16 protein-coding genes, 6 pseudogenes and 1 other annotated feature are annotated in these 24,106 nt (G+C 59.1%); of the genes and pseudogenes, 17 read left to right on the top strand and 5 right to left on the bottom strand.

Annotation, left to right across the window (positions count from 1 at the left end; genetic code table 11):
- The first annotated feature begins 10 nt into the window (after positions 1-10).
- Positions 11-358: a trp operon repressor gene (trpR, locus tag EIO60_RS07785; protein ID WP_258576424.1), complete on the top strand. Its 348-nt coding sequence runs from the start codon at positions 11-13 to the stop codon at positions 356-358.
- Here the strand turns inward: trpR and yjjX are convergent.
- Positions 333-834: pseudogene (gene yjjX / locus EIO60_RS07780) on the bottom strand (inosine/xanthosine triphosphatase). The gene trpR and the pseudogene yjjX overlap by 26 nt on opposite strands.
- A gap of 51 nt (positions 835-885) precedes the next feature.
- On the opposite strand from yjjX, the gene gpmB reads away from it, so the two are divergent.
- On the top strand, positions 886-1,533 hold the full coding sequence (gpmB, locus tag EIO60_RS07775) for a 2,3-diphosphoglycerate-dependent phosphoglycerate mutase GpmB (RefSeq protein ID WP_258576423.1): 648 nt from the start codon (positions 886-888) through the stop codon (positions 1,531-1,533).
- 32 nt (positions 1,534-1,565) lie between these two features.
- Here gpmB and robA read toward each other — a convergent pair whose 3' ends face one another.
- On the bottom strand, positions 1,566-2,444 hold the full coding sequence (gene robA, locus EIO60_RS07770) for an MDR efflux pump AcrAB transcriptional activator RobA (RefSeq protein WP_258576422.1): 879 nt from the start codon (positions 2,442-2,444) through the stop codon (positions 1,566-1,568).
- 193 nt (positions 2,445-2,637) lie between these two features.
- Between robA and creA the strand changes: the two genes are divergently transcribed.
- Entirely contained in the window at positions 2,638-3,108 is a 471-nt protein-coding gene (gene creA / locus EIO60_RS07765) for a protein CreA (RefSeq protein WP_258576421.1), read from the top strand.
- Between the two features lie 263 nt (positions 3,109-3,371).
- On the opposite strand, the gene arcA is transcribed toward creA, so the two are convergent.
- A complete protein-coding gene (gene arcA, locus EIO60_RS07760) occupies positions 3,372-4,088 on the bottom strand; it encodes a two-component system response regulator ArcA (protein WP_258576420.1) in 717 nt (238 codons plus the stop codon).
- Between the two features lie 633 nt (positions 4,089-4,721).
- Here arcA and EIO60_RS07755 point away from each other — a divergent pair.
- The 4 genes and pseudogenes from EIO60_RS07755 to thrC form a co-directional block, all read left to right on the top strand.
- Positions 4,722-5,029 (top strand): annotated as a pseudogene (locus EIO60_RS07755) (TrmH family RNA methyltransferase); the annotation flags it as partial.
- A 231-nt stretch (positions 5,030-5,260) separates the two neighbouring features.
- Positions 5,261-5,377, top strand: a sequence feature (Thr leader region).
- Between the two features lie 26 nt (positions 5,378-5,403).
- A complete protein-coding gene (gene thrA, locus EIO60_RS07750; protein WP_258576419.1) occupies positions 5,404-7,866 on the top strand; it encodes a bifunctional aspartate kinase/homoserine dehydrogenase I in 2,463 nt (820 codons plus the stop codon).
- 2 nt (positions 7,867-7,868) lie between these two features.
- Entirely contained in the window at positions 7,869-8,798 is a 930-nt protein-coding gene (gene thrB, locus EIO60_RS07745) for a homoserine kinase (RefSeq protein WP_258576542.1), read from the top strand.
- 3 nt (positions 8,799-8,801) lie between these two features.
- The gene (gene thrC / locus EIO60_RS07740; RefSeq protein WP_258576418.1) at positions 8,802-10,088 is read left to right on the top strand and encodes a threonine synthase; all 1,287 of its coding nucleotides are present in this window, start codon (positions 8,802-8,804) and stop codon (positions 10,086-10,088) included.
- A 45-nt stretch (positions 10,089-10,133) separates the two neighbouring features.
- Here thrC and yaaA read toward each other — a convergent pair.
- Positions 10,134-10,911 (bottom strand): annotated as a pseudogene (gene yaaA / locus EIO60_RS07735) (peroxide stress protein YaaA).
- Positions 10,912-11,139: 228 nt separating this feature from the next.
- Here yaaA and mog point away from each other — a divergent pair.
- The 5 genes and pseudogenes from mog to EIO60_RS07710 all read left to right on the top strand — a co-directional run bounded on the left by mog (position 11,140) and on the right by EIO60_RS07710 (position 17,673).
- Positions 11,140-11,721, top strand: a pseudogene (mog, locus tag EIO60_RS07730) (molybdopterin adenylyltransferase).
- A 115-nt stretch (positions 11,722-11,836) separates the two neighbouring features.
- Positions 11,837-13,088 (top strand): annotated as a pseudogene (locus tag EIO60_RS07725) (MFS transporter).
- A gap of 313 nt (positions 13,089-13,401) precedes the next feature.
- Positions 13,402-15,324: a molecular chaperone DnaK gene (gene dnaK, locus EIO60_RS07720; protein ID WP_258576417.1), complete on the top strand. Its 1,923-nt coding sequence runs from the start codon at positions 13,402-13,404 to the stop codon at positions 15,322-15,324.
- 100 nt (positions 15,325-15,424) lie between these two features.
- Positions 15,425-16,567, top strand: coding sequence for a molecular chaperone DnaJ (dnaJ, locus tag EIO60_RS07715; RefSeq protein ID WP_258576416.1), 1,143 nt, complete (start codon positions 15,425-15,427; stop codon positions 16,565-16,567).
- A 146-nt stretch (positions 16,568-16,713) separates the two neighbouring features.
- Positions 16,714-17,673, top strand: a pseudogene (locus EIO60_RS07710) (Na+/H+ antiporter NhaA).
- Between the two features lie 55 nt (positions 17,674-17,728).
- Here the strand turns inward: EIO60_RS07710 and rpsT are convergent.
- The gene (gene rpsT / locus EIO60_RS07705; RefSeq protein WP_033749434.1) at positions 17,729-17,992 is read right to left on the bottom strand and encodes a 30S ribosomal protein S20; all 264 of its coding nucleotides are present in this window, start codon (positions 17,990-17,992) and stop codon (positions 17,729-17,731) included.
- Between the two features lie 317 nt (positions 17,993-18,309).
- Here rpsT and ribF point away from each other — a divergent pair, with 317 nt between their 5' ends.
- Genes ribF through ispH form a run of 5 tightly spaced genes read left to right on the top strand, consistent with a single transcriptional unit; the run spans position 18,310 to position 23,958 of the window.
- Positions 18,310-19,233, top strand: a complete 924-nt coding sequence (gene ribF, locus EIO60_RS07700) for a bifunctional riboflavin kinase/FAD synthetase (RefSeq protein ID WP_258576415.1) — start codon at positions 18,310-18,312, stop codon at positions 19,231-19,233.
- 28 nt (positions 19,234-19,261) lie between these two features.
- Entirely contained in the window at positions 19,262-22,051 is a 2,790-nt protein-coding gene (gene ileS, locus EIO60_RS07695; protein ID WP_258576414.1) for an isoleucine--tRNA ligase, read from the top strand.
- Positions 22,051-22,557: a signal peptidase II gene (gene lspA, locus EIO60_RS07690; protein WP_258576413.1), complete on the top strand. Its 507-nt coding sequence runs from the start codon at positions 22,051-22,053 to the stop codon at positions 22,555-22,557. The genes ileS and lspA overlap by 1 nt, the downstream gene beginning before the upstream one ends.
- The gene (gene fkpB, locus EIO60_RS07685; RefSeq protein WP_258576412.1) at positions 22,554-23,024 is read left to right on the top strand and encodes an FKBP-type peptidyl-prolyl cis-trans isomerase; all 471 of its coding nucleotides are present in this window, start codon (positions 22,554-22,556) and stop codon (positions 23,022-23,024) included. Before lspA ends, fkpB begins: the two co-directional genes overlap by 4 nt.
- On the top strand, positions 23,005-23,958 hold the full coding sequence (gene ispH, locus EIO60_RS07680; RefSeq protein WP_258576411.1) for a 4-hydroxy-3-methylbut-2-enyl diphosphate reductase: 954 nt from the start codon (positions 23,005-23,007) through the stop codon (positions 23,956-23,958). The genes fkpB and ispH overlap by 20 nt, the downstream gene beginning before the upstream one ends.
- The last annotated feature ends 148 nt before the right edge of the window (positions 23,959-24,106 follow it).

Here is a 24,106-nt window from a genome sequence, read left to right as displayed (position 1 = left end):
AAGCCTGTCAATGACGCAATCCTCCGCCCGATCGGCGCAACATCCCCTTTCTGAAGATAACTGGCGACGCTTTAGCGCGCTGATGGAGCAGGCTTACGCCGACGGCGTGGCGCTGCCGCTGCTGCAGTTGATGCTGACGCCGGATGAGCGCGAGGCGCTTGGCACGCGGCTGCGCATCGTCGAAGAGTTAATTAATGGCGTGATGAGCCAGCGCGAGTTGAAAAACGAGCTGGGCGTAGGCATCGCCACCATTACGCGCGGCTCCAACAGTCTGAAAGAGGCGCCGCCCGAGCTGCGCCGCTGGCTGGAGGCGCGTCTGGGACGCGCCGACATCAACGCTGATAAAGCGGATGAGTAAAGGGGCAGAGCGCGAGGATCAGCGCCTGATGGACGCTGGAACGCGTCAGCAGTCCCTGGGTAAAGGCGCCGATGGCGCCGCCTTTATGTTTGATATTCTCCACACCGGTGAGCCGCGCCATCTCATCGCCCAGCTCGCACCCGGCGCGTAAGCCTTCCAGCACCACCGGCGGCAGCGTAAAGCTCGCCGAGCGCGACTCGCCGTTCCGTATTCTCCACCACTATCCATGCGAAGGCGCAATCCTCCTCCTCGATCGCCACCTAGAAGTCGGCGTCGGGCGCGGCCTGACGCGCGTTGACCACGCGCTGGCGTGCGCCGGTTCGCGTTTCTGCGTCACTCAGCGGCTGCGCGGCCACGCCGCTATCAACCTCTACCCCGCGAATACGGCTGGATCCTTCGCCGAAAACGTCGTTGAACGCCTGAGAAATTGCGCGAATTTTTGCCGGATTGATGGTGGCTGCGACAACCTGGTTCATAATTTATTGAACCCTTTAGGCAAATTTGTCGCAGTATAACGGAAACTCAGCATGTTACAGGTCTATCTTGTTCGTCACAGTGAAACGGTATGGAATGCGGAGCGCCGCATTCAGGGACAATCCGACAGTCCGCTGACGGAGAAAGGAGAGCAGCAGGCCCATCAGGTGGGCGAGCGGGTGAAACAGCTTGGCATCACCCATGTTATCGCCAGCGATCTGGGCCGCACGCGGCGCACCGCAGAGATTATCGCCGACGCCTGCGGCTGCGCGGTGACCCTTGAGCCGCGCCTGCGCGAGCTGAATATGGGCGTGCTGGAAAAGCGGCCGCTGGACGGGTTAAGCGAGGAAGAGGAGCGCTGGCGCAGCACGCTGGTAGACGGCACGGAGAACGGTCGTATTCCGCAGGGCGAGTCGATGACGGAGATGGCGGCGCGCATGCACGAGGCGCTGAACGCCTGTTTGTCGCTGCCCGCCGGCAGCCGCCCGCTGCTGGTGAGTCACGGTATGGCGCTCGGCGTGCTGATCAGCACCATTCTCGGCCTGCCTGCCCATGCGGAGCGCCGTCTGCGCCTGCGCAACTGCTCGATTTCGCGCGTCGATCACCAGCACAGTGCCTGGCTGGCGGAAGGCTGGATCGTGGAAACGGCGGGAGATGTGTCGCATCTGGACGCGCCCGCGCTGGACGAGCTGCAGCGCTAACAAAAAGGGCCGTCGCGCTGATAGCCCTGTCGTTATGCTGCCTGCTGGCGGCGAATCGGGATTAAGTACTCGCAGCGGATCTCTTTCGGCGGCTCGGGGCGCTTTTTGCCGCCGTGCGTGTAGAAACGCTCGATATCTTGACCCTGACGGCGCGTCAGGCCGAGCGTCGGCATGCAGGTGCCGTAGAGCAGCAGAATAAATTCCTGCAGCTCATTGCGCGGTCCGCTGTAGGTGAACTGCACGTAGTCGCCTGCCTCCAGGATCACGCTCTGGCCGGAGTGCAGGTTGACCGCCTGATCGGACGGCACGGCGGTGGTATAGAGGATCTCCTGCTCGTCATCCTTCTCCTGGCTGGCGCGCACCTGGTGCAGGCCGTAGAGCACTGGCGGCACGGTGTCGGTTTCTAGCAGAAACTGCTTCCAGAAGTGAATGCGCATCTCGTCGCGGTAGCTGGAGATCTGCTCCAGTGTGCAGCTATAGGTCTGTGTTTGTCCCACCAGCACCGTTTCCGGCAGCATGACGAACGACGAGGCCGGCATGCTGTTATCGTCGAGGCGGATCGGCGGTCGGATGCCGTAAGAGTTCCACTCGGATGAGCGACGGTACCAGGCGGGCGTCTGGTTGAACTGCTTTTTAAACGCGCGCGTGAACGTCTGCTGTGAATCAAAGCGATATTGCAGGGCGATGTCCAGTATGGGACGGCTGGTCAGACGCAGCGCGACGGCCGCTTTCGACAGGCGGCGAGCGCGGATATAGGCGCCGATGGCATGGCCCGTTACGTCCTTGAACATCCTCTGTAAATGCCATTTAGAATAACCCGCTTTCAGGGCAACGTTGTCCAGTGAAAGGGGTTGATCCAGATGGCTCTCCAGCCAGACAAGCAAATCTCGAATGATACCGGCTTGGTCCATAAAACATCCTCATACTCTCTGGGTGCGACTAATGCAGTCGCCGAATAATAGCACTAATTGCACATCAGGCGTGGGCCGTTCTGTTGGGAGATTGTGCCATGTCAATGTGGGGTAAAACCGGTTCTGGTTTGGTCAACGCGGACAATTGCCAGTACATTACATGCTCGTCTATTAGGTTTGCAATGGTAATGCTATGACAATATCTCGTTTTCTCGCCGCTTCACTCGCCACGCTACTGCTGGCCTCGCCGGCGATGACCGAAGAGATCGGCTCGGTCGATACGGTCTTCAAGATGTTTGGGCCTGACCACAAGATTGTGGTAGAGGCGTTCGATGACCCGGACGTAAAAAATGTAACCTGTTATATCAGCCGGGCTAAAACCGGCGGCATTAAAGGTGGCCTGGGCCTGGCGGAGGATACCGCCGATGCGGCGATCTCCTGTCAGCAGGTGGGGCCAGTGACGCTCAGCGACGCCAGCGGAAAAGCGCAGGGCGAGGTGGTGTTCAAGAAGCGCACCTCGCTGGTGTTCAAAAAGCTTCAGGTGGTGCGCTTTTTCGATCAGAAGCGTCATGCGCTGATCTACCTGAGCTACTCCGACCGGGTGGTGGAAGGGTCGCCGAAGAACGCCCTGAGCGCGGTGCCGATTATGCCGTGGCGGGAATAAAAAAACGCCCTCAGGGGCGTTTATTACCGTGACAGCGGATGAGACGTCCCAATCGCCAAGAGGCAACAAGCTGCATCTCGGCCGGCTTGTTCTGCGCCATGATTACTTCATCCCTGATGTGCCCTTACCGGTCCAACGCGCTGCGTTGTGCAAAACTGTGTCCGGCGTTGTTGTTCTTGGGGCGGGACGCTTTGCTCTTCGATCCGACTCATCCGCTTGCCAGCCCCCTCAGCCGTCTGTCACGGCAAATAGGGCGGGGTTAATTATTCCTGCAGGTCGCCGCAGAAGCGGTAGCCTTCGCCGTGAATGGTGGCGATGATCTCTGGGGTGCCCGGCGTGGATTCAAAATGCTTGCGGATGCGGCGAATAGTGACGTCGACGGTGCGATCGTGCGGCTTCAGCTCGCGACCGGTCATCTTCTTCAGCAGATCGGCGCGGGTCTGAATTTTGCCCGGATTCTCGCAGAAGTGCAGCATGGCGCGGAACTCGCTGCGCGGCAGCTTGTACTGCTCGCCGTTAGGGCTGATCAGCGAGCGGCTGTTGATATCCAGCTCCCAGCCGTTGAACTTGTAGCTCTCAACCTGACGGCGCTCTTCGTTCGGCATAGCCAGATTCATGGTGCGCGACAGCAGATTGCGCGCACGGATGGTCAGTTCGCGCGGGTTGAACGGCTTGGTGATGTAGTCATCCGCGCCAATTTCCAGACCAAGGATTTTGTCCACTTCATTATCAAGACCGGTGAGGAACATCAGTGCCACGTTCGCTTGCTCGCGCAGCTCGCGCGCCAGCAGCAGGCCGTTTTTGCCTGGCAGATTGATATCCATGATCACCAGATTGACGTCATTGTCGGTGAGTACCTGATGCATTTCAGTACCGTCGGTTGCCTCATACACAACGTAACCTTCCGCCTCAAAAATACTTTTGAGGGTGTTACGCGTGACCAGTTCGTCTTCAACGATAAGAATGTGTGGGGTCTGCATGTTTCGCTACCTAAAAATTTGCCAACAAATCGAAAACAGGGCGTACGCGGGTATTCAGGCTCGCTAAAAAGCGCCCCTACGTGGCGCTTAACCGTTGTACGAAATTATGTTCTTGATAAAGCATCTATCGTCAACAACAGTGTCAGCTCAGCCAGTCAGGATGAGTATTGCATGCCCCAGGGGAAAATGATTTGGCGCATATCCTGACTGCATTAACAGCAACCTAACAGCACCAACAATAACCGATAAGCATAAAAACAACGCTTCGTTGACTTATATCAAATGGATATTGTAGCACGTTAACACTTGTGTGGAAAAATTCTCTTGTGATGCTAGCTTAGCTCACAAAAAATATCAATTTAGCTACATTTTTACATTATGTATGCGCAAATAGAAATGTGGTATTAAGCTGATTAACCACGCTTTTATGCGTGTAATTTCAATTAACGGGAGATTCGACGGATTTTTTAGCGATCGGGACAGTTATTAAAATTTAACAACCTTAACAACTTATTTTCCGATCCGCGGGCATTCCGGCTTTAACGGCAGCACATGCTACTAAGGCGCGATTTCTAAACACAGATGAAATAATCATGCGCTTCCCCCTCATTCTTGTTTCGCCCGCCCGCCCGGCGCGCAAAATTCCGCTACTACGCGACGCCGCAGCAGGTTGAAGCGCAGCTGCTGGAGAAGCGTCAGTGGGTCAGCAGCATGGCGCTGGTGTTCGGACTCAAAGACAGCAGGCTCACGAATGAGGAGCTGGACTAGGTCGATCTGCTACCGGCATCCCTATGGCGCAGGGTTATCCGTCGCTCAACCTCGGCCAGGCAGTCATGGTGTACTGCTACCAGCTCGCCGCGCTGAACCGCGTCGCGCCGACGGACGGCCAGCAGCTGGAGGCGCTGCACGCGCGCTGCGAAAGCCTGCTGCACGACACAGAAAAAAACTTATAGATAAATCTTCTTGAAAAAGCGGTTTTCGCAGCGGCTGATCGTACAAAGCCTGCAGTGAGCAAACGATCCTGTAAGAAATCGCGTAGTCAGCACGCAGCAGTGCGCAGCGGCGATAAATTCAGCGCCGGACAAATTCGTTGACTTAACCGGCGCTTTGCTTTACTTCTGGAAGGCAGACAGACTCAAAAAGACAGACAGAAAAAATCACGATGCGTAACTCAACCAGCCTGAACACCATCATTATTACCACCACCATTACCACAGGTAAGGGTCCGGGCTGACGCATAGAGGAAAAATAAAAAAAGCCCGCATCTAAACAGTGCGGGCTTTTTTTTTCAGCAAAAATTCAGGAGAGCTTTAACATGCGAGTGCTGAAATTCGGCGGGACCTCGGTAGCGAATGCGGAACGGTTTCTCCGCGTCGCTGACATTCTGGAAAGCAATGCGCAGCAGGGACAGGTTGTCACCGTACTCTCTGCACCCGCGAAAATTACCAACCATCTGGTGGCGATGGTTGAGAAAACCATTAGCGGCCAGGACGTCCTGCCGAATATCAGCGACGCCGAGCGCATCTTCGATGAACTGCTACAGGGGCTGGCCGCGGCGCAGCCGGGTTTCGACTACGAAGGGCTGAAAACCCGCGTCGATATCGAGTTCGCCCAGCTGAAGCAGGTGCTGCACGGCATCAGCCTGCTGGGACAGTGCCCGGACAGCGTCAACGCCGCCATTATCTGCCGCGGCGAAAAGCTCTCCGTCGCCATTATGGAAGCGCTGCTGCTGGTGCGCGGCCACAGCGTCACGGTGATCGATCCGGTGGAGAAGCTGCTGGCCGTCGGCCACTATCTCGAGTCCACCGTCGATATCGCCGAATCGACGCGCCGCATCGCCGCCAGTCCGATCCCGCCGCGAAACATGATCCTGATGGCGGGCTTTACCGCCGGCAATGAAAAGGGCGAGCTGGTGGTGCTAGGCCGCAACGGCTCCGACTACTCCGCCGCCGTGCTGGCCGCCTGCCTGCGCGCCGACTGCTGTGAAATCTGGACCGATGTCGACGGCGTCTATACCTGCGATCCGCGCCAGGTGCCCGACGCGCGCCTTCTGAAGTCGATGTCCTACCAGGAGGCGATGGAGCTCTCCTATTTCGGCGCCAAAGTGCTGCACCCGCGTACCATCGCGCCTATCGCCCAGTTCCAGATTCCCTGCCTGATTAAAAACACTGCCAACCCGCAGGCGCCCGGCACGCTGATTGGCGGCGAGGGCGAGCAGGACGAGAACCCGGTGAAGGGCATCACCAACCTCAATAATATGGCGATGTTCAACGTCTCCGGCCCGGGCATGAAGGGGATGGTGGGGATGGCGGCACGCGTCTTCGCCGCCATGTCGCGCACCGGCATTTCGGTGGTGCTGATCACCCAGTCCTCTTCGGAATACAGCATCAGCTTCTGCGTGCCGCAGAACGAGCAGGCGCGGGCGCGCCGCGTGCTGGAGGAGGAGTTCTATCTGGAGCTGAAAAACGGCCTGCTCGATCCGCTGGAGGTGATGGAGCAGCTGGCAGTGATCTCCGTGGTCGGCGACGGCATGCGCACCCTGCGCGGCATCTCCGCGAAATTCTTCTCTGCGCTGGCGCGCGCCAACATCAATATCGTCGCCATCGCTCAGGGCTCGTCGGAGCGCTCAATTTCGGTGGTGGTCAGCAACGATGACGCTACGACCGGCGTGCGCGTGGTGCATCAGATGCTGTTCGCCACCGATCAAGTGATCGAGGTCTTTGTGGTAGGCGTCGGCGGGGTTGGCGGCGCGCTGCTGGATCAGCTGCATCGCCAGCAGGCATGGCTGAAACAGAAGCATATCGATCTGCGCGTTTGCGGCATCGCCAACTCGCGTGCGCTGCTGACCAACGTGCACGGCATCGACCTGAGCAGCTGGAAAACGGCGCTGGGCGAGGCCAAAGAGCCGTTCAATTTCCAGCGCCTGAACCGGCTGGTCAAAGAGTATCATCTGCTCAACCCGGTGATCGTCGACTGCACCTCCAGCCAGGCGGTGGCCGATCAGTACGCCGATTTCCTCGCCGACGGCTTCCACGTGGTGACGCCCAATAAAAAGGCCAACACTTCGTCATGGAACTACTACCAGCAGATGCGCGCCGCCGCCGCCAAATCGCGCCGCAAATTCCTCTACGACACCAACGTTGGCGCAGGCCTGCCGGTGATTGAAAACCTGCAGAACCTGCTGAACGCGGGCGACGAGCTGATCACCTTCTCCGGCATTCTCTCCGGCTCGCTCTCCTTTATCTTCGGCAAGCTGGACGAGGGCGTCTCCCTTTCCGAGGCGACGAAGATGGCGCGCGAGATGGGCTTTACCGAGCCGGATCCGCGCGACGATCTTTCCGGCATGGACGTGGCGCGCAAGCTGCTGATCCTGGCGCGCGAGGCGGGCTATCAGCTGGAGCTGAGCGATATCGCCATTGAGCCGCTGCTGCCCGCCAGCCTGACCGACATCGCCGACGTCGAGCTTTTTATGCAGCGCCTGTCGGAGCTGGACAATGCCTTCGCCGCGCGCGTTGCCAAAGCGCACGATGAGGGTAAAGTATTACGCTTCGTCGGCGCCATCGAAGCGGGCGGCGTCTGCAAGGTGAAGATCGACGCGGTCGACGGCAACGATCCGCTCTATAAAGTGAAAAACGGCGAGAATGCCCTGGCGTTCTGCAGCCGCTATTATCAGCCGATTCCGCTGGTGCTGCGCGGATACGGCGCGGGAAATGATGTGACGGCAGCGGGCGTTTTCGCCGATCTACTGCGCACCCTGTCGTGGAAGTTGGGGGTTTGATGATGGTAAAAATTTACGCGCCGGCCTCGATTGGCAACGTTAGCGTCGGCTTTGATGTGCTGGGCGCGGCGGTGTCGCCGGTGGACGGCACGCTGCTGGGCGACTGCGTCACGGTAGAGGCGGCGCCGCGCTTTTCGCTGCACAACAGCGGGCGCTTCGTCAGCAAGCTGCCGGCCGATCCGCAGGAGAATATCGTCTATCAGTGCTGGCAGCGCTTTTGCGAAGCGATTGGCGAAACGGTGCCGGTAGCGATGACGCTGGAGAAAAACATGCCGATCGGTTCAGGCCTCGGCTCCAGCGCCTGCTCGGTGGTGGCTGGCCTGATGGCGATGAACGAGTTTTGCGGCAAGCTGCTCAGTGATACCCAGCTGCTGGCGCTGATGGGCGAACTGGAAGGACGCATCTCCGGCAGTGTGCATTATGACAACGTCGCGCCGTGCTTCCTTGGCGGCATCCAGCTGATGCTGGAGGAGAATGGCATCATCAGCCAGGCGGTGCCGGGCTTTGACGACTGGCTGTGGGTGATGGCCTATCCGGGCATCAAGGTCTCCACCGCCGAAGCGCGCGCCATCCTGCCGGCGCAGTACCGCAAAGAGGACGCCATCAAGCATGGCCGTCTGCTAGCGGGCTTTATTCACGCCTGCCACACCCGCCAGCCGCAGCTGGCCGCTAAACTGATGCAGGATGTGATTGCCGAGCCGTACCGCACCAAACTGCTGCCGGGCTTCGCTGAGGCGCGCCGCGCCGCCGCCGATATCGGCGTGCTGGCCTACGGCATCTCCGGCTCCGGCCCCACGTTTTTCGCCGTTTGCAACCAGATGGAAACGGTACAGCGGATGGCGGACTGGCTGCGCCAGCACTATCTGCAGAATGATGAAGGCTTCGTCCATATTTGCCGTATTGATATGGCTGGCGCACGTAAACTGGGATAACGCATGAAACTCTACAACCTTAAGGATCATAACGAGCAGGTGAGCTTTTCGCAGGCGGTGAAACAGGGCCTAGGCTCGCAGCAGGGGCTGTTCTTCCCGCTGGAACTGCCGGAATTCGAGCTGACCGATATCGACGCGATGCTGGAGATGGACTTCGTCAGCCGCAGCAGCAAAATTCTCTCTGCCTATATCGGCGATGAGATCGCGCCGCACCAGCTGGCCGAGCGTGTGAAAGCCGCCTTCGCCTTTCCGGCACCGGTAGCGAAAGTCAGTGAGGATATCGCCTGTCTAGAGCTGTTCCACGGCCCGACGCTGGCGTTTAAAGATTTCGGCGGCCGCTTTATGGCGCAGATGCTGTCGTACGTATCTAGCGCGGACGAGCAGATCACCATTCTGACCGCGACCTCCGGCGACACCGGCGCGGCGGTGGCCCACGCCTTCTACGGCATGGAAAACGTGCGCGTAGTGATCCTCTATCCGCAGGGCAAAATCAGCCCGCTGCAGGAGAAGCTGTTCTGCACGCTGGGCGGCAATATTGAAACCATCGCCATCGACGGCGACTTCGACGCCTGTCAGGCGCTGGTGAAGCAGGCGTTCGACGACGAGGAGCTGAAAAAGGCGATTGGCCTCAACTCCGCAAACTCTATTAACATCAGCCGCCTGCTGGCGCAGATCTGCTACTACTTCGAAGCGGTGGCGCAGCTGCCGCAGGAGCAGCGCAATCAGCTGGTGGTGTCGGTGCCGAGCGGCAACTTCGGCGATCTCACCGCCGGCCTGCTGGCGAAGTCGCTGGGGCTGCCGATCAAGCGCTTTATCGCCGCCACCAACGCCAACGACACCGTGCCGCGCTTTCTGCAGGGCGGCAGCTGGACGCCGAACGCCGCGGTGGCCACGCTCTCCAACGCCATGGACGTCAGCCAGCCGAACAACTGGCCGCGCGTGGAAGAGTTGTTCCGCCGAAAAACCTGGCGCCTGACCGATCTCGCCTACGGCGCGGTGAGCGATGAAACGACCGAGGCGACGATACGCGAGCTGGCGGAGATCGGCTATATCTCCGAGCCGCACGCGGCCATCGCCTACCGTCTGCTGCGCGATCAGCTGCAGGACGGGGAGTTTGGCCTGTTCCTCGGCACGGCGCATCCGGCGAAGTTCAAAGAGAGCGTTGAGGTGATTCTCGGCCAGGCGCTGCCGTTGCCACAGGAGCTGGCGGACCGCGCCGGCCTGCCGCTGCTGTCGCACGATATGCCGGCTGATTTCGCCGCGCTGCGCGCCTTTTTAATTAAGGCCTGACTGGCGACTTTAAACAGAGCGGCCCGTTGGTTGGCCGCCCTTTTTTTATTTCTGCTCGTCGCGCGTAAATACCTGCTCGTTCTCGCGGCTCGCCGCTTCGTCAAAGAAATAGCCGTCTGTGTCGAACCCTTTCAGCGCCTCGGGATCGGTCAGACGCTGCTGAATGATATAGCGGCTCATCAGCCCGCGCGCCTTTTTCGCATAGAAGCTGATCACCTTGAAGCTGCCGTTTTTCTCGTCGAGAAACACCGGCCTCACCAGCCGTCCTTTCAGCTGCTTCGGCTTCACCGCGCGGAAATATTCTTCCGACGCCAGGTTAATCAGCACGTCGTCGCCCTGCGCCTGCAGCGCGGCGTTCAGATGCGCCGTCAACAGGTCGCCCCAGAAGCTGTAGAGATCGTTGCCTGCCGGGTTGGCCAGCTTTGTGCCCATCTCCAGGCGGTAGGGCTGCATCAGGTCGAGCGGGCGCAGCACGCCGTAAAGGCCGGAGAGAATGCGAAGATGCTTGCTGCGCAAAGTCGAAATCCGCCTCGCTAAAGCTTTCCGCCTGCAGGCCGGTATAGACGTCGCCTTTAAACGCGAGGATCGCCTGACGGGCGTTTTCCGGCGTGAAAGCGGGCTACCAGCTGTTAAAGCGTTCGGCATTGAGATGCGCCAGCTTGTCGCTGATGTGCATCAGCGAGGCAATTTGCGCCGGTGAGAGATCGCGCGCCACCTCGATCAGCTGTTGCGATTTATCGGACAGCGCAGGCTGGGTAAAACGCTGGGTCGCCAGCGGGCTGCTGTAATCTAGCGTTTTGGCGGGTGATATCACCATTAACATCATTGCTTCCTCGGTTGTCCCTTGTTTCTGCGGGAAAAATAGTCATTAACAGGCCGCCGAGACTTCGCCGTCGATCAGGGCAAACTCGAGAAGATAATCGCCGACCTGCTGTAATCTGCGACCGTGGCAGCCCGTCCGCCACGGTTTTCTCCTGGCCTCACTTCTATTATCCTTCTCTCTGTCTCTTTCATGTCTCGCCGCTCAGCGGTTAACCCGGGTAGAAATCGCATGGATACTTTACGCATTGGCCTGATCTCCGTTTCCGATCGCGCCGCCAACGGCATTTATCAGGATCAGGGTATTCCTGCGCTGGAGGCCTGGGCTCAACAGCGCGCTGGCTACGCCCTTTATCACGGAAACCCGGCTGGTGCCGGACGAGCAGCCGCAAATCGAACAGGCAATTTGCAAGCTGGTGGATGAGCGCTTCTGCCATCTGGTGCTGACCACCGGCGGCACCGGCCCGGCCCGGCGCGACGCCTGACGCTACGCTGGCGGTTGCCGACCGCGAAATGCCGGGCTTCGGCGAGCAGATGCCAGCAGATCAGCCTGAAGTTCGTGCCGACCGCCATTCTGTCGCGCCAGGTTGGCGTCATCCGCAAGCAGTCGCTGGTGCTTAATCTGCCAGGGCAGCCGAAATCGATTAAAGAGACGCTGGAAGGGCTGAAGGATGCCGATGGCAAGGTCAGCGTGCCAGGCATTTTTGCCGCCGTACCTTATTGTTTACAGCTGCTGGAAGGATCGTATGTGGAAACCCATCCGCAGGTGATAGCAGCTTTTCGCCCCAAAAGCGCCATTAAAAGAGATAAATAACTGAAAACAGCGCATTTCAGGCATAGCCTCTGGTAGCGCTGGTGTGGTGAAAGATTGACGGTATAGTAATCCTCTGTTTACAACCTCTACTTTTGCTTCGGAAAGAGCTGTCTGTATGGATTCGCCTGTTTCTCACCGCCTGACGGGTCAGGACTATGAAATGCTGTCGCTGGCCGCGCTCGGCGGCGCGCTGGAGTTCTACGACTTTATTATTTTCGTCTTCTTCGCCGCCGTAATCGGCGAACTCTTCTTCCTGCCCGATATTACGGACTGGCTGCGCCAGTTGAAGACCTTCGCCATTTTCGCCGCCGGTTACCTGGCGCGGCCGCTGGGCAGGCTGGTGATGGCGCACTTCGGCGACAAGGTAGGGCGCAAGACGATGTTCAGCCTCAGCATTCTGCTGATGGCGCTGCCGACGCTGTATGACGTGGCCGGCATCGCGGCGCCGCTGCTGATGCTGCTGCTGCGCCTGTTGCAGGGCGCGGCCATCGGCGGCTAAGTGCCGGGCGTGTGGGTCTTTGTGGCGGAGCACGTGCCGGAAGGGCGCGTCGGCTTCGCCTGCGGCACCCTGACCGCCGGGCTGACGGCCGGCATTCTGCTCGGATCGCTGGTGGCGACCGCCATCACCAGCAGCATGACGCCGCAGACCGTGGCCAGCATCGGCTAGCGCATTCCCTTCTTCGTCGGCAGCCTGTTCGGCCTGCTGGCGATGTATCTGCGCCGCTGGCTGCACGAAACGCCGGTGTTTCAGGAAATGCAGCAGCGCAAGACGCTGCCGCTGAAAACCGTGCTGACGCAACAAAAAGGCGGCGTCGAGCTCTCGATGCTGCTCACCTGGCTGCTCTCCGCCTGCATTGTGGTAGTGATCCTGATGGCACCGGCGCTGATGCAGAAACAGCACGGTATCAGCGCCGCGCTGAGCCTGCAGGCCAACTGCCTGGCGACGGTGATGCTGCTGGCGGGCTGCGTCATCACCGGCTGGCTGGTGGACTGGATGGGCGCGGCGAAAACGCTGATGGGCAGTTCACTGCTGCTGGCACTTTTTCTCCAGCCTGACGCCGACAGCCTGTTCGTTAACTACGGGCTGGCGGGCCTCAGCGTCGGCGTTGTCGGCGTGGTGCCTTTTCTGATGGTGCGCGCTTTTCCTGCGGCGGTGTGCTTTACCTGCATCCATCATCTCCTTTTCCTACAACGTCGCCTACGTCATCTTTGGCGGCCTGACGCCCGTTTTCGTCACGCTAATCATGTGCCTGACGCCGCTGGCGCCCGCCTGGCACGTGCTGACGCTGGCGGCGCTCGGGCTGGTGGTTGGGCTTTGGCTGCACTACAGTGGGCGGCAGCGCGTGCTGGCAGGCACTCGCCTGTAGCCGGCATGGGATGACGCGCTGGCAGCACCCGCTCGCCATCCTGTTCGCCTCTCTGCTTTTCAAGGCGCCCAGGGCGGCCTTTTTACTACCGTGTCCGTCAGGCTTGCGCCCGCCCGACCCGAAAAAAATCGCTGGTGTTGAAAAAAAATTTCTTTTTAACCCTTGATGCGCTTTGAAGCGGCCCCATTTAGTTGTCATCGAGCGTTGTGAGCCCGGGAAAAAAAGCGAGTAATTGCGGTTGAAAGCCAACAAAGCGCCCGCATTAAGGGTTCACAAGCCAAATTGAAAAAGAATTTAAGTGGGAGACGTTTAGATGGGTAAGATTATTGGTATTGACCTGGGTACAACCAACTCTTGTGTTGCGATCATGGACGGCACTAAAGCGCGCGTGCTCGAGAATGCCGAGGGCGATCGCACCACGCCTTCAATTATTGCGTATACGCAGGATGGTGAAACTCTGGTCGGTCAACCGGCTAAACGTCAGGCGGTGACCAACCCGCAGAATACGCTGTTCGCTATCAAGCGTCTGATCGGCCGTCGTTTCCAGGATGAAGAAGTACAGCGTGATATCAAAATCATGCCGTACAAAATTACCTCTTCCGACAACGGCGATGCCTGGCTGGAAGTAAAAGGTCAGAAAATGGCGCCGCCGCAGATCTCTGCGGAAGTGCTGAAGAAAATGAAAAAGACCGTTGAAGACTATCTCGGCGAGCCGGTGACCGAAGCCGTTATCACCGTGCCGGCCTACTTCAACGATGCGCAGCGTCAGGCGACCAAAGACGCCGGCCGTATCGCTGGTCTGGAAGTGAAACGTATCATTAACGAACCGACCGCAGCCGCGCTGGCTTACGGTCTGGACAAAGGCCAGGGCAACCGCACCATCGCGGTATACGACCTGGGCGGCGGTACCTTCGATATCTCAATTATCGAAATCGACGAAGTCGACGGCGAAAAAACCTTTGAAGTGCTGGCCACCAGCGGTGATACCCACTTGGGCGGCGAAGACTTCGACAGCCGTCTGATCAACTACCTGGTTGCAGAGTTCAAGAAAGATCAGGGCATCGATCTGCACAACGATCCGCTGGCGATGCAGCGTCTGAAAGAAGCGGCAGAGAAAGCGAAAATCGAACTCTCTTCTGCGCAGCAGACCGACGTTAACCTGCCGTACATCACGGCGGACGCGACCGGTCCAAAACACCTGAACATCAAAGTGACCCGCGCGAAGCTCGAGTCGCTGGTAGAAGATCTGGTCAGCCGCTCAATCGAGCCGCTGAAAGTCGCGCTGCAGGATGCGGGCCTCTCTGTGTCCGACATCAACGACGTCATCCTGGTTGGTGGCCAGACGCGTATGCCGATGGTACAGGCGAAAGTGGCGGAGTTCTTCGGCAAAGAGCCGCGTAAGGACGTTAACCCGGACGAAGCGGTTGCCGTGGGCGCAGCAGTGCAGGGCGGCGTGCTGGCGGGTGACGTGAAAGACGTGCTGCTGCTGGACGTTACCCCGCTGTCGCTGGGTATCGAAACCATGGGCGGCGTGATGACTTCGCTGATCAGCAAGAACACAACCATTCCGACCAAGCACACCCAAGTGTTCTCGACCGCTGAAGATAACCAGTCTGCCGTAACCATTCACGTGCTGCAAGGCGAGCGTAAGCGTTCCAGCGATAACAAATCCCTCGGCCAGTTCAACCTGGACGGTATCCAGCCGGCGCCGCGTGGCATGCCGCAGATCGAAGTGACCTTCGATATCGATGCGGACGGCATCCTGCACGTCTCGGCGAAAGACAAAAACAGCGGTAAAGAGCAGAAGATCACCATCAAAGCTTCTTCCGGCCTGAACGAAGACGAAATCGAAAAAATGGTTCGCGACGCAGAAGCGAATGCTGAATCGGATCGTAAGTTCGAAGAGCTGGTGCAGACACGCAACCAGGGCGACCAGATTGCGCACAGCACCCGTAAGCAGCTGGATGAAGCGGGCGACAAGCTCTCCGCCGATGATAAGGCGCCGATCGAGTCCGCACTGAGCGAGCTGGAAAGCGCGCTGAAAGGCGAAGACAAAGAGGCGATCGACGCGAAAATGCAGGCGCTGATGCAGGTTTCCAGCAAGCTGATGGAAGCGGCGCAGCAGCAGCAGCAGCAGGCACAGGCGGGCGGCGCGAATGCAGCCGACTCTTCGGCGAAGAGAGATGACAACGTGGTCGACGCTGAATTCGAAGAAGTGAAAGACAACAAAAAATAATTGCCCCTGACCGGGCGCGACGGTTGGCCTGACAGCCGTTGAAACCAGCACGGGCGTAGGAGATCTCTCCACGCCCGTGCGAGTATGTTAAGGGCTAAAAATGGAAAAGAGCGACTATTACGAGATTTTAGGCGTCTCCAAATCCGCGGACGAGCGCGAAATTAAAAAGGCGTACAAACGCCTGGCGATGAAATATCACCCCGATCGCAATCCGGGTGACAAAGAGGCGGAAGCCAAGTTCAAAGAGGTCAAGGAAGCCTACGAAATCCTGACCGACGCGCAGAAGCGCGCGGCGTACGATCAGTACGGCCATGCGGCGTTTGAACAGGGCGGAATGGGCGGCGGTGGATTCGGCGGCGGCGGCTTTGGCGGCGGCGCAGACTTCAGCGATATCTTTGGCGACGTCTTCGGCGATATCTTTGGCGGCGGTCGTCGTCAGCGCGCAGCGCGCGGCGCCGATTTACGCTACAACATGGAGCTGACGCTGGAAGAAGCGGTGCGCGGCGTGACCAAAGAGATCCGCATCCTGACACTGCAGGAGTGCGACGTCTGCCACGGTAGCGGCGCGAAAGCGGGCACCCAGCCGCAGACCTGTCCGACCTGTCACGGCGCGGGCCAGGTGCAGATGCGGCAGGGCTTCTTTACCGTGCAGCAGGCCTGTCCGACCTGTCACGGCCGCGGCTCGGTGATTAAAGATCCGTGCAACGCCTGTCACGGCCACGGCCGCGTCGAGAAGTCGAAAACCCTGTCGGTGAAAATTCCCGCAGGCGTGGATACCGGCGACCGTATCCGTCTTAGCGGCGAAGGTGAAGCGGGCGAGCAGGGCGCGCCAGTGGGCGACCTCTACGTCCAGGTATCGGTGAAGAAACACCCGATCTTTGAGCGCGAAGAGAACAACCTCTACTGCGAAGTGCCGATCAACTTTGCTATGGCGGCGCTGGGCGGCGAGATTGAAGTGCCGACGCTGGATGGCCGTGTGAAGCTGAAAGTGCCGTCTGAAACCCAGACCGGTAAGCTGTTCCGCATGCGCGGCAAAGGAGTGAAATCGGTGCGCGGCGGCGCGGTCGGCGATCTGCTGTGCCGTGTGGTGGTGGAAACGCCGGTCAACCTCAACGAGAAGCAGAAAAAACTGCTGCGCGACCTGGAGGAGAGCTTCGGCGGTCCGACGGGGGAAAACAACAGCCCGCGCTCCAAAAGCTTTTTCGACGGCGTGAAGAAGTTTTTTGACGACCTGACCCGCTAACGGGCATCACTGAACACCAGGCCAGCGCACTGTCGCTGGCTTTTTTTTGCCCATGGGAGCGATTCGGTGCCGCGGCTAAATCAACTGCGTTTACAAAATGTTATCATTACGTCTGGTTTGCGTTTCATTTCTGGCAAGGATAACTCGTGAATATCGGGCTAAAAAAATTACTCCAAAATGACGCCACCAGCGGCGTCGTACTTATTCTTGCGGCCGCGCTGGCCATGTTTCTGGCGAATCACGCCAGCACGCAGCAGGATTATCAGGTGCTGCTGGCGGTGCCGGTCGAATTCCGCTTCGGCTCCCTCGACATCAGCAAAAACCTGCTGCTGTGGATTAACGACGCGCTGATGGCACTCTTCTTCCTGATGGTCGGCCTCGAGGTAAAGCGCGAAATGGTGATGGGCGCGCTGGCGAAGCGCGAACAGGCCGTATTCCCGCTGATCGCCGCGCTGGGTGGCATGCTGATGCCTGGCCTGCTGTTCCTTGTGTTTAACCGTGCGAACGCCGCCATGCGCAGCAGCTGGGCGATTCCCACCGCCCCCGATATCGCCTTCGCGCTCGGCAGCCGCCTGCGCTGAAGATCTTTCTGATGGCGCTTGCGATCATCGACGATCTCGGTGCCATTGTGATTATCGCGCTGTTCCACACCAGCGAGCTGTCGCTGACGCCGCTGGGCGTTGCCGGTGCGCAATGCCGGGCTCTATCTGCTGGTGGGCATGGTGCTGTGGACCGCCGTGCTGAAGTCAGGCGTGCGCGACGCTGGCGGGTGTGCAGGCTAGCGATATCTTTTCGCTGCTGCCCATGGGAATCGCGGCGGGGCGCTGCTCGGCAAACCGCTTGGCATTACGCTGTTCTGCTGGCTGGCGGTGAAGTGTCGCATCGCCACGCTGCCACAAAACACCACGCTCGCGGATATTGCCGCGGTGGGCGTGCTTTGCGGCATCGGCTTTACCATGTCGATCTTTATCACATCGCTCGCCTACGGCGACGCCAATCCGCAGCTGATTACACTGGCGAAGCTAGGCATTCTGCTGGGCTCGATTCTCTCGGCCGTCGCGGGCTATCTGATCCTGGGACGTTGCTTGGCGCGGCGCGCGGCGTGATAAACAAAGAACCGGCTAAGCGCCGGTCCTTTTTTACAAAGCGATGAACAAAGGCTTACGCCATTTTGTTGATCTGAGCAGTCAGGTTAGCTTTATGACGTGCCGCTTTGTTTTTGTGGATCAGACCTTTAGCAGCCTGACGGTCCACGATCGGTTGCATTTCGTTAAATGCGTTCTGCGCAGCAGCTTTGTCACCGGCTGCGATCGCCGCGTATACTTTCTTAACGAAAGTACGCATCATAGAACGACGGCTCGCGTTATGCTTGCGACGTTTTTCAGATGTTACGGCGCGTTTCTTAGCTGATTTGATATTAGCCAAGGTCCAACTCCCAAATGTGTTCTATATGGACAAATCAAAGGCCGAGGGCTATGCCTTTTGTACCTTCTTTTGCCAATGGATTTGTGCAAATAAGCGCCGCTTTACAAACAACGCCCGGTTACGTAATTGATAGCGTAAAATTCTACCAGCTTCCCCTCCCTGAATACAGCGTTTCGCAACAAAATTCTCTGACGCGCAGGGAGCAGGCGCGAAGCCCCGGGAAATGGCGAGCTCTGCGCAGGAAAGGTGTGGTAACGGGTTAACCTTAGCCAGTTTCAAGAGTATAATCCGCCGATTTCCACAGGTTTGAGTCAGCCATGAAGTTTATTCGCGGTATTCATAATCTCACCCAGCAGCATCGCGGCTGTGTCCTGACCATTGGCAATTTTGACGGCGTGCATCGCGGCCATCAGGCCCTGATGGCACGTCTGTGTGAGAAAGGACGCAAACGCCAGCTTCCGGTCATGGTGATGCTGTTCGAGCCGCAGCCGCTGGAGCTGTTTGCCGGCGACAAAGCGCCCGCTCGCCTGACGCGCCTGCGTGAGAAGCTGAAATACTTGGCGGAAGCTGGCGTCGATCGGGTTCTGTGCGTGCGTTTCGACCGGCGCTTTGCCGCGCTGTCGGCGCAGTGCTTCATCACCGATCTGCTGGTGGACAAGCTGGGCGTCAACTATCTGGCGGTCGGCGACGATTTCCGCTTTGGCGCTGGCCGCCAGGGCGATTTCCTGTTATTACAGAGGGCCGGTGTCGAGTATGGCTTTGACGTTGTCAGCACCGAAACCTTCTGCGACGGGGGCAAGCGCATCAGCAGCACCGCCGTGCGTCAGGCGCTGGCCGAGGACGATCTGGCGCTGGCGCATATGCTGCTGGGCCATCCCTTTAGTATCTCCGGCCGCGTCGTACACGGCGAGGCGCTGGGACGCACCATCGGTTTTCCCACCGCGAATCTTCCCTTGCGCCGCATCGTCTCACCGGTGAAAGGCGTTTATGCGGTCGAGGTGCTTGGCCTGGGCGCGCCTGTTCCGGGCGTCGCCAATATCGGCACGCGGCCGACGGTAAAAGGTTTTCGCCAGCAGCTTGAAGTTCACCTGCTTGACATCAATATCAATCTGTATGGCAAACACATTGATGTGGTGCTGAAGCACAAGATACGTAACGAGCAGCGCTTTGCCTCACTAGAGGCGTTGAAAGAACAAATTGCGAAAGATGTGGTAACCGCCCGGCACTTCTTTGGGCTTTAACCCCGCGAAATACGGAAACGAGAATCTGATGAGTGACTATAAATCTACCCTGAATTTGCCCGAAACGGGGTTCCCGATGCGTGGCGATCTCGCCAAACGCGAGCCGGGAATGCTGCAACGCTGGTATGATGACAACCTGTACGGTATCATCCGCGAAGCCAAAAAAGGGAAAAAAATTTTTATCCTGCATGACGGCCCTCCCTATGCGAACGGCAGCATTCATATTGGTCACTCAGTTAACAAGATTCTGAAAGACATTACCGTCAAGTCGAAATGCATGGCGGGCTACGATTCGCCTTACGTTCCGGGCTGGGACTGTCACGGCCTGCCGATCGAGCACAAGGTCGAGCAGATGATCGGCAAGCCGGGCGAGAAAGCGACGCCGGCCGAATTCCGCGAAGCGTGCCGCAAATACGCCGCCGAGCAGGTAGAAAGCCAGAAGGCAGACTTTATCCGTCTCGGCGTGCTGGGCGACTGGGAACGCCCCTATCTCACGATGAACTTCCAGACCGAAGCCAACGTCATCCGCGCGCTGGGCAAAATCATCGGCAACGGCCATCTGCACAAGGGCGCGAAGCCGGTGCACTGGTGCCTGGACTGCCGTTCGGCGCTGGCTGAAGCGGAAGTCGAATACTATGACAAAACCTCGCTCTCTATCGACGTTATGTTCAATGCGGTCGACGTCGATGCGGTGCGCGCGAAATTTGGCGACGCGCCGGTCAACGGCCCGATCTCGCTGGTGATCTGGACCACCACGCAGTGGACCATGCCCGCTAACCGCGCCATCTCGCTGCATCCGGAGTTCGACTATCAGCTGCTGCAGATCGACGGCCGCGCGATGATCCTCGCCAAAGATCTGGTCGAGAGCGTGATGAAGCGCGCCGGCGTCAGCGAGTGGACCATACTGGGCGAATGCAAAGGTGCGGCGCTGGAGCTGTTGACCTTCCAGCACCCGTTCCTGACCAACATTCAGTCGCCGGTGGTGCTGGGCGAGCACGTGACGCTCGATGCCGGTACCGGCTCCGTGCACATCGCGCCGGGCCACGGTCCGGACGACTACGTGATCGGCCAGAAGTACGGCATCGAAGTGGCCAACCCGGTCGCTCCGGACGGCACCTATCTGCCGGGCACCTATCCGACGCTGGACGGCCTGAACGTCTTTAAAGCCAACGACGTTATCGTCGAGCTGCTGAAGGAGAAGGGCGCGCTGCTGCACATGGAAAAAATGCTGCACAGCTACCCGCACTGCTGGCGCCACAAAACGCCGATCATCTTCCGCGCCACGCCGCAGTGGTTTTTCAGCATGGATCAGAAAGGGCTGCGCGCGCAGTCGCTGAAGGAGATCAAAGGCGTACAGTGGATTCCGGACTGGGGCCAGGCGCGCATCGAAGCGATGGTGGCAAACCGTCCCGACTGGTGCATCTCGCGTCAGCGCACCTGGGGCGTGCCGATTGCGCTGTTCGTGCATAAAGAGACCGAGCAGCTGCACCCGGACACGCTGGCGCTGATGGAAAAAGTGGCGCAGCGCGTCGAGCAGGACGGCATTCAAGCGTGGTGGGATCTCGATCCGCGCGACCTGATGGGCGACGACGCCGACAGCTACGTGAAAGTGCCGGACACGCTGGACGTCTGGTTCGACTCCGGCTCCACCAGCTATGCGGTGGTTGACGCGAGTCCAGAGTTCGGCGGCCACGCTGCTGATATGTATCTGGAAGGCTCCGACCAGCATCGCGGCTGGTTTATGTCCTCACTGATGATCTCGACGGCGATGAAGGGCAAAGCGCCGTACCGCCAGGTGCTGACCCACGGCTTTACCGTGGACGGTCAGGGCCGCAAAATGTCCAAGTCGATCGGCAACACCGTGTCGCCGCAGGACGTGATGAACAAGCTGGGCGCGGATATTCTGCGTCTGTGGGTCGCCTCTACCGACTATTCCGGCGAGATGGCGGTCTCCGACGAGATCCTGAAGCGTTCCGCTGACGCCTATCGCCGAATCCGCAACACCGCGCGCTTCCTGCTGGCGAACCTGAACGGCTTTAATCCTGAAACCGATATGGTCAAGCCGGAAGAGATGGTGGTGCTGGACCGCTGGGCGGTGGGCCGCGCGCAGGCCGTGCAGGCGGATATCGTCGCCTCCTACGAAAACTACGACTTCCATGAAGTTATCCAGCGCCTGATGCAGTTCTGCTCGGTGGAGATGGGCTCCTTCTACCTGGATATCATCAAGGATCGTCAGTACACCGCGAAGCGCGACAGCCTGGCGCGCCGCAGCTGCCAGACCGCGCTGTGGCATATCGTCGAGGCGCTGGTGCGCTGGATGGCGCCGATCATGTCCTTTACCGCCGACGAAATCTGGGGCTATCTGCCGGGCAAACGCGCGCAGTACGTCTTCACCGAAGAGTGGTATGAGGGGCTGTTCGGCCTGTCGCAGGACGAAGCGCTGAACGACGCCTACTGGGCGGAGCTGCTGAAGGTGCGCGGCGAAGTCAACAAGGCGATCGAGCAGGCGCGCAGCGACAAGCGCATCGGCAGCGCGCTGGAAGCGACCGTGACCCTGTATGCGGACGCTTCGCTTGCGGCGAAGCTGCAGGCGCTGGGTGACGAGCTGCGCTTTGTGCTGCTGACTTCGGGCGCGACGGTGGCGGATTACGCGCTGGCGAAGGGGCTGAAAATCGCGCTGCATAAGGCAGAAGGCGAGAAGTGCCCGCGCTGCTGGCACTACACCACCGACGTCGGCCAGAACGCGGAGCATCTCGCCGTGTGCGGACGTTGCTACACCAACCTGGCCGGCAACGGCGAAGAGCGTAAATTTGCCTGATGCGTAGACCTATTCTCTCAACCGGCTTGCGCTGGGTATGGCTGGTGCTGGCGGTGACCCTAGTAGATTTCGCCAGCAAGAAGTGGGTGATGAACAACATGATGCTGCATGAAACGCAGTCGCTTATGCCGTTCTTAAACCTGTTCTACGCGCACAACTACGGCGCGGCGTTCAGCTTCCTGGCGGACAAAGGCGGCTGGCAGCGCTGGTTCTTCGCCGGCATTGCCATCGCTATCGTGGTGGCGCTGCTGGTAATGATGTATCGCAATCGCGCCAGCCAGAGGCTCGTCAACATCGCCTATGCGCTGATTATCAGCGGTGCGGCAGGCAACCTGTTCGATCGCGCTTATCACGGCTTTGTTGTCGACTTTATCGACTTCTATATTGGTAACTGGCATTTCGCCACTTTTAATATCGCTGACTGCGGCATCTGTATCGGCGCCGTGTTAGTGGTGCTGGAGGTTTTTTTCAGCCCCTCCGGCAAACAGGCTAAGGGTAAGACATGACAGTCTCTGTAGAGCGCGACAGCGCGGTGCTGGTGCATTTTACGCTGAAGCTCGAAGATGGCTCCGTCGCGGAGTCCACCTCCGCCTCTGGCAAGCCGGCGCTGTTCCGGCTGGGCGACGGCAGCCTCTCCGACGCGCTGGAGCAGGCGCTGCTGGGGCTAAAGGCGGGCGACAAGCACGCCTTTACCCTGCCGCCGGAAGCAGCGTTCGGCGCGGTCAGCCCCGATCTGATCCAGTACTTCTCGCGCCGCGACTTTATCGATGCGGGCGAGCCGGAGATCGGTGCTATCATGCTGTTTACCGGCATGGGCGGCAGCGAAATGCCCGGCGTGATCCGCGATATCTCCGGCGACTCCATTACGGTGGATTTCAACCATCCGCTGGCCGGTCATCAGGTTCATTTCGACATTGACGTGCTGGAGGTTAATCCAGTACTGGAGGCAAACTATGCAAATCCTGCTGGCTAACCCGCGCGGCTTCTGCGCCGGCGTCGATCGCGCCATCAGCATCGTGGAGCGCGCGCTGGAGATGTACGGCGTGCCTATCTACGTCCGTCACGAAGTTGTGCATAATAGCTATGTGGTGAACAGCCTGCGCGAGCGCGGAGCCATCTTTATCGAAGAGATTGGCGAAGTGCCGGATGACGCCATCCTGATTTTCTCCGCGCACGGCGTGTCACAGGCGGTGCGCGCCGAGGCGAAAGCACGCAACCTGACGATTCTGTTCGACGCCACTTGCCCGCTGGTGACCAAAGTGCATATGGAAGTGGCGCGCGCCAGCCGCAAAGGCGTGGAAGTGATTCTTATCGGCCACGCCGGCCATCCGGAAGTGGAAGGCACGATGGGGCAGTACAGCAACCCCAACGGCGGCATGTATCTGGCTGAATCGCCGGAAGATGTGTTCAAACTGCAGGTCAAAGACGAGAGCAACCTCTGCTTTATGACCCAGACCACGCTGTCGGTGGACGATACCTCGGACGTTATCGATGCGCTGCGCACCCGTTTCCCGGCGATTATCGGCCCGCGCAAGGATGACATCTGCTACGCCACCACCAACCGTCAGGAAGCGGTGCGTGTGCTGGCGCGTGACGCAGAGGTAGTGCTGGTGGTCGGCTCGAAGAACTCCTCTAACTCCAACCGGCTGGCGGAGCTGGCGCAGCGCGCCGGCAAGCTGGCGAAGCTGATCGACTCTGCAGACGACATCCAGGAAGAGTGGGTGAAAGGCGTCGAGTGCATCGGCGTCACCGCGGGCGCATCCGCGCCCGATATTCTGGTGCAGCAGGTGATCCAGCGTCTGCGCGAGCTGGGCGGCGAAGCGGCGATCGAACTGATCGGGCGCGAAGAGAACATCGTGTTTGAAGTGCCTAAAGAGCTTCGCGTCGACGTGCGCAATGTGCAGTAAGCTGCTGACTGACGCTCTCGCTTTATCAAGCCGACTTGTTCGGCCTTTTTATGGGCGACGCGCGCTGTTCCGACTGCTGGAATTGCTTTTACTGATAATCCGCAGGCGCTACCCTGAAATTCTAATTATTCCGCATTTTGAGTGGAGA

Source organism: Candidatus Pantoea persica (assembly GCF_013753875.1).
Taxonomy (GTDB): Bacteria; Pseudomonadota; Gammaproteobacteria; order Enterobacterales; family Enterobacteriaceae; genus Pantoea; species Pantoea persica.
Note: the sequence above shows the minus strand (reverse complement) of the source record. Positions and strands in the feature narration are given on the sequence as shown.

Bases quoted from the DNA above. Each gene is read 5' to 3' on its own strand.
- trpR (WP_258576424.1), top strand. From the start codon at position 11: ATGACGCAATCCTCCGCCCGATCGGCGCAACATCCCCTTTCTGAAGAT.
- ispH (WP_258576411.1), top strand. From the start codon at position 23,005: ATGCAAATCCTGCTGGCTAACCCGCGCGGCTTCTGCGCCGGCGTCGAT.
- lspA (WP_258576413.1), top strand. From the start codon at position 22,051: ATGCGTAGACCTATTCTCTCAACCGGCTTGCGCTGGGTATGGCTGGTG.
- fkpB (WP_258576412.1), top strand. From the start codon at position 22,554: ATGACAGTCTCTGTAGAGCGCGACAGCGCGGTGCTGGTGCATTTTACG.
- robA (WP_258576422.1), bottom strand. From the start codon at position 2,444: ATGGACCAAGCCGGTATCATTCGAGATTTGCTTGTCTGGCTGGAGAGC.
- thrB (WP_258576542.1), top strand. From the start codon at position 7,869: ATGGTAAAAATTTACGCGCCGGCCTCGATTGGCAACGTTAGCGTCGGC.
- gpmB (WP_258576423.1), top strand. From the start codon at position 886: ATGTTACAGGTCTATCTTGTTCGTCACAGTGAAACGGTATGGAATGCG.
- creA (WP_258576421.1), top strand. From the start codon at position 2,638: ATGACAATATCTCGTTTTCTCGCCGCTTCACTCGCCACGCTACTGCTG.
- ileS (WP_258576414.1), top strand. From the start codon at position 19,262: ATGAGTGACTATAAATCTACCCTGAATTTGCCCGAAACGGGGTTCCCG.
- dnaK (WP_258576417.1), top strand. From the start codon at position 13,402: ATGGGTAAGATTATTGGTATTGACCTGGGTACAACCAACTCTTGTGTT.
- dnaJ (WP_258576416.1), top strand. From the start codon at position 15,425: ATGGAAAAGAGCGACTATTACGAGATTTTAGGCGTCTCCAAATCCGCG.
- thrC (WP_258576418.1), top strand. From the start codon at position 8,802: ATGAAACTCTACAACCTTAAGGATCATAACGAGCAGGTGAGCTTTTCG.
- thrA (WP_258576419.1), top strand. From the start codon at position 5,404: ATGCGAGTGCTGAAATTCGGCGGGACCTCGGTAGCGAATGCGGAACGG.
- arcA (WP_258576420.1), bottom strand. From the start codon at position 4,088: ATGCAGACCCCACACATTCTTATCGTTGAAGACGAACTGGTCACGCGT.
- ribF (WP_258576415.1), top strand. From the start codon at position 18,310: ATGAAGTTTATTCGCGGTATTCATAATCTCACCCAGCAGCATCGCGGC.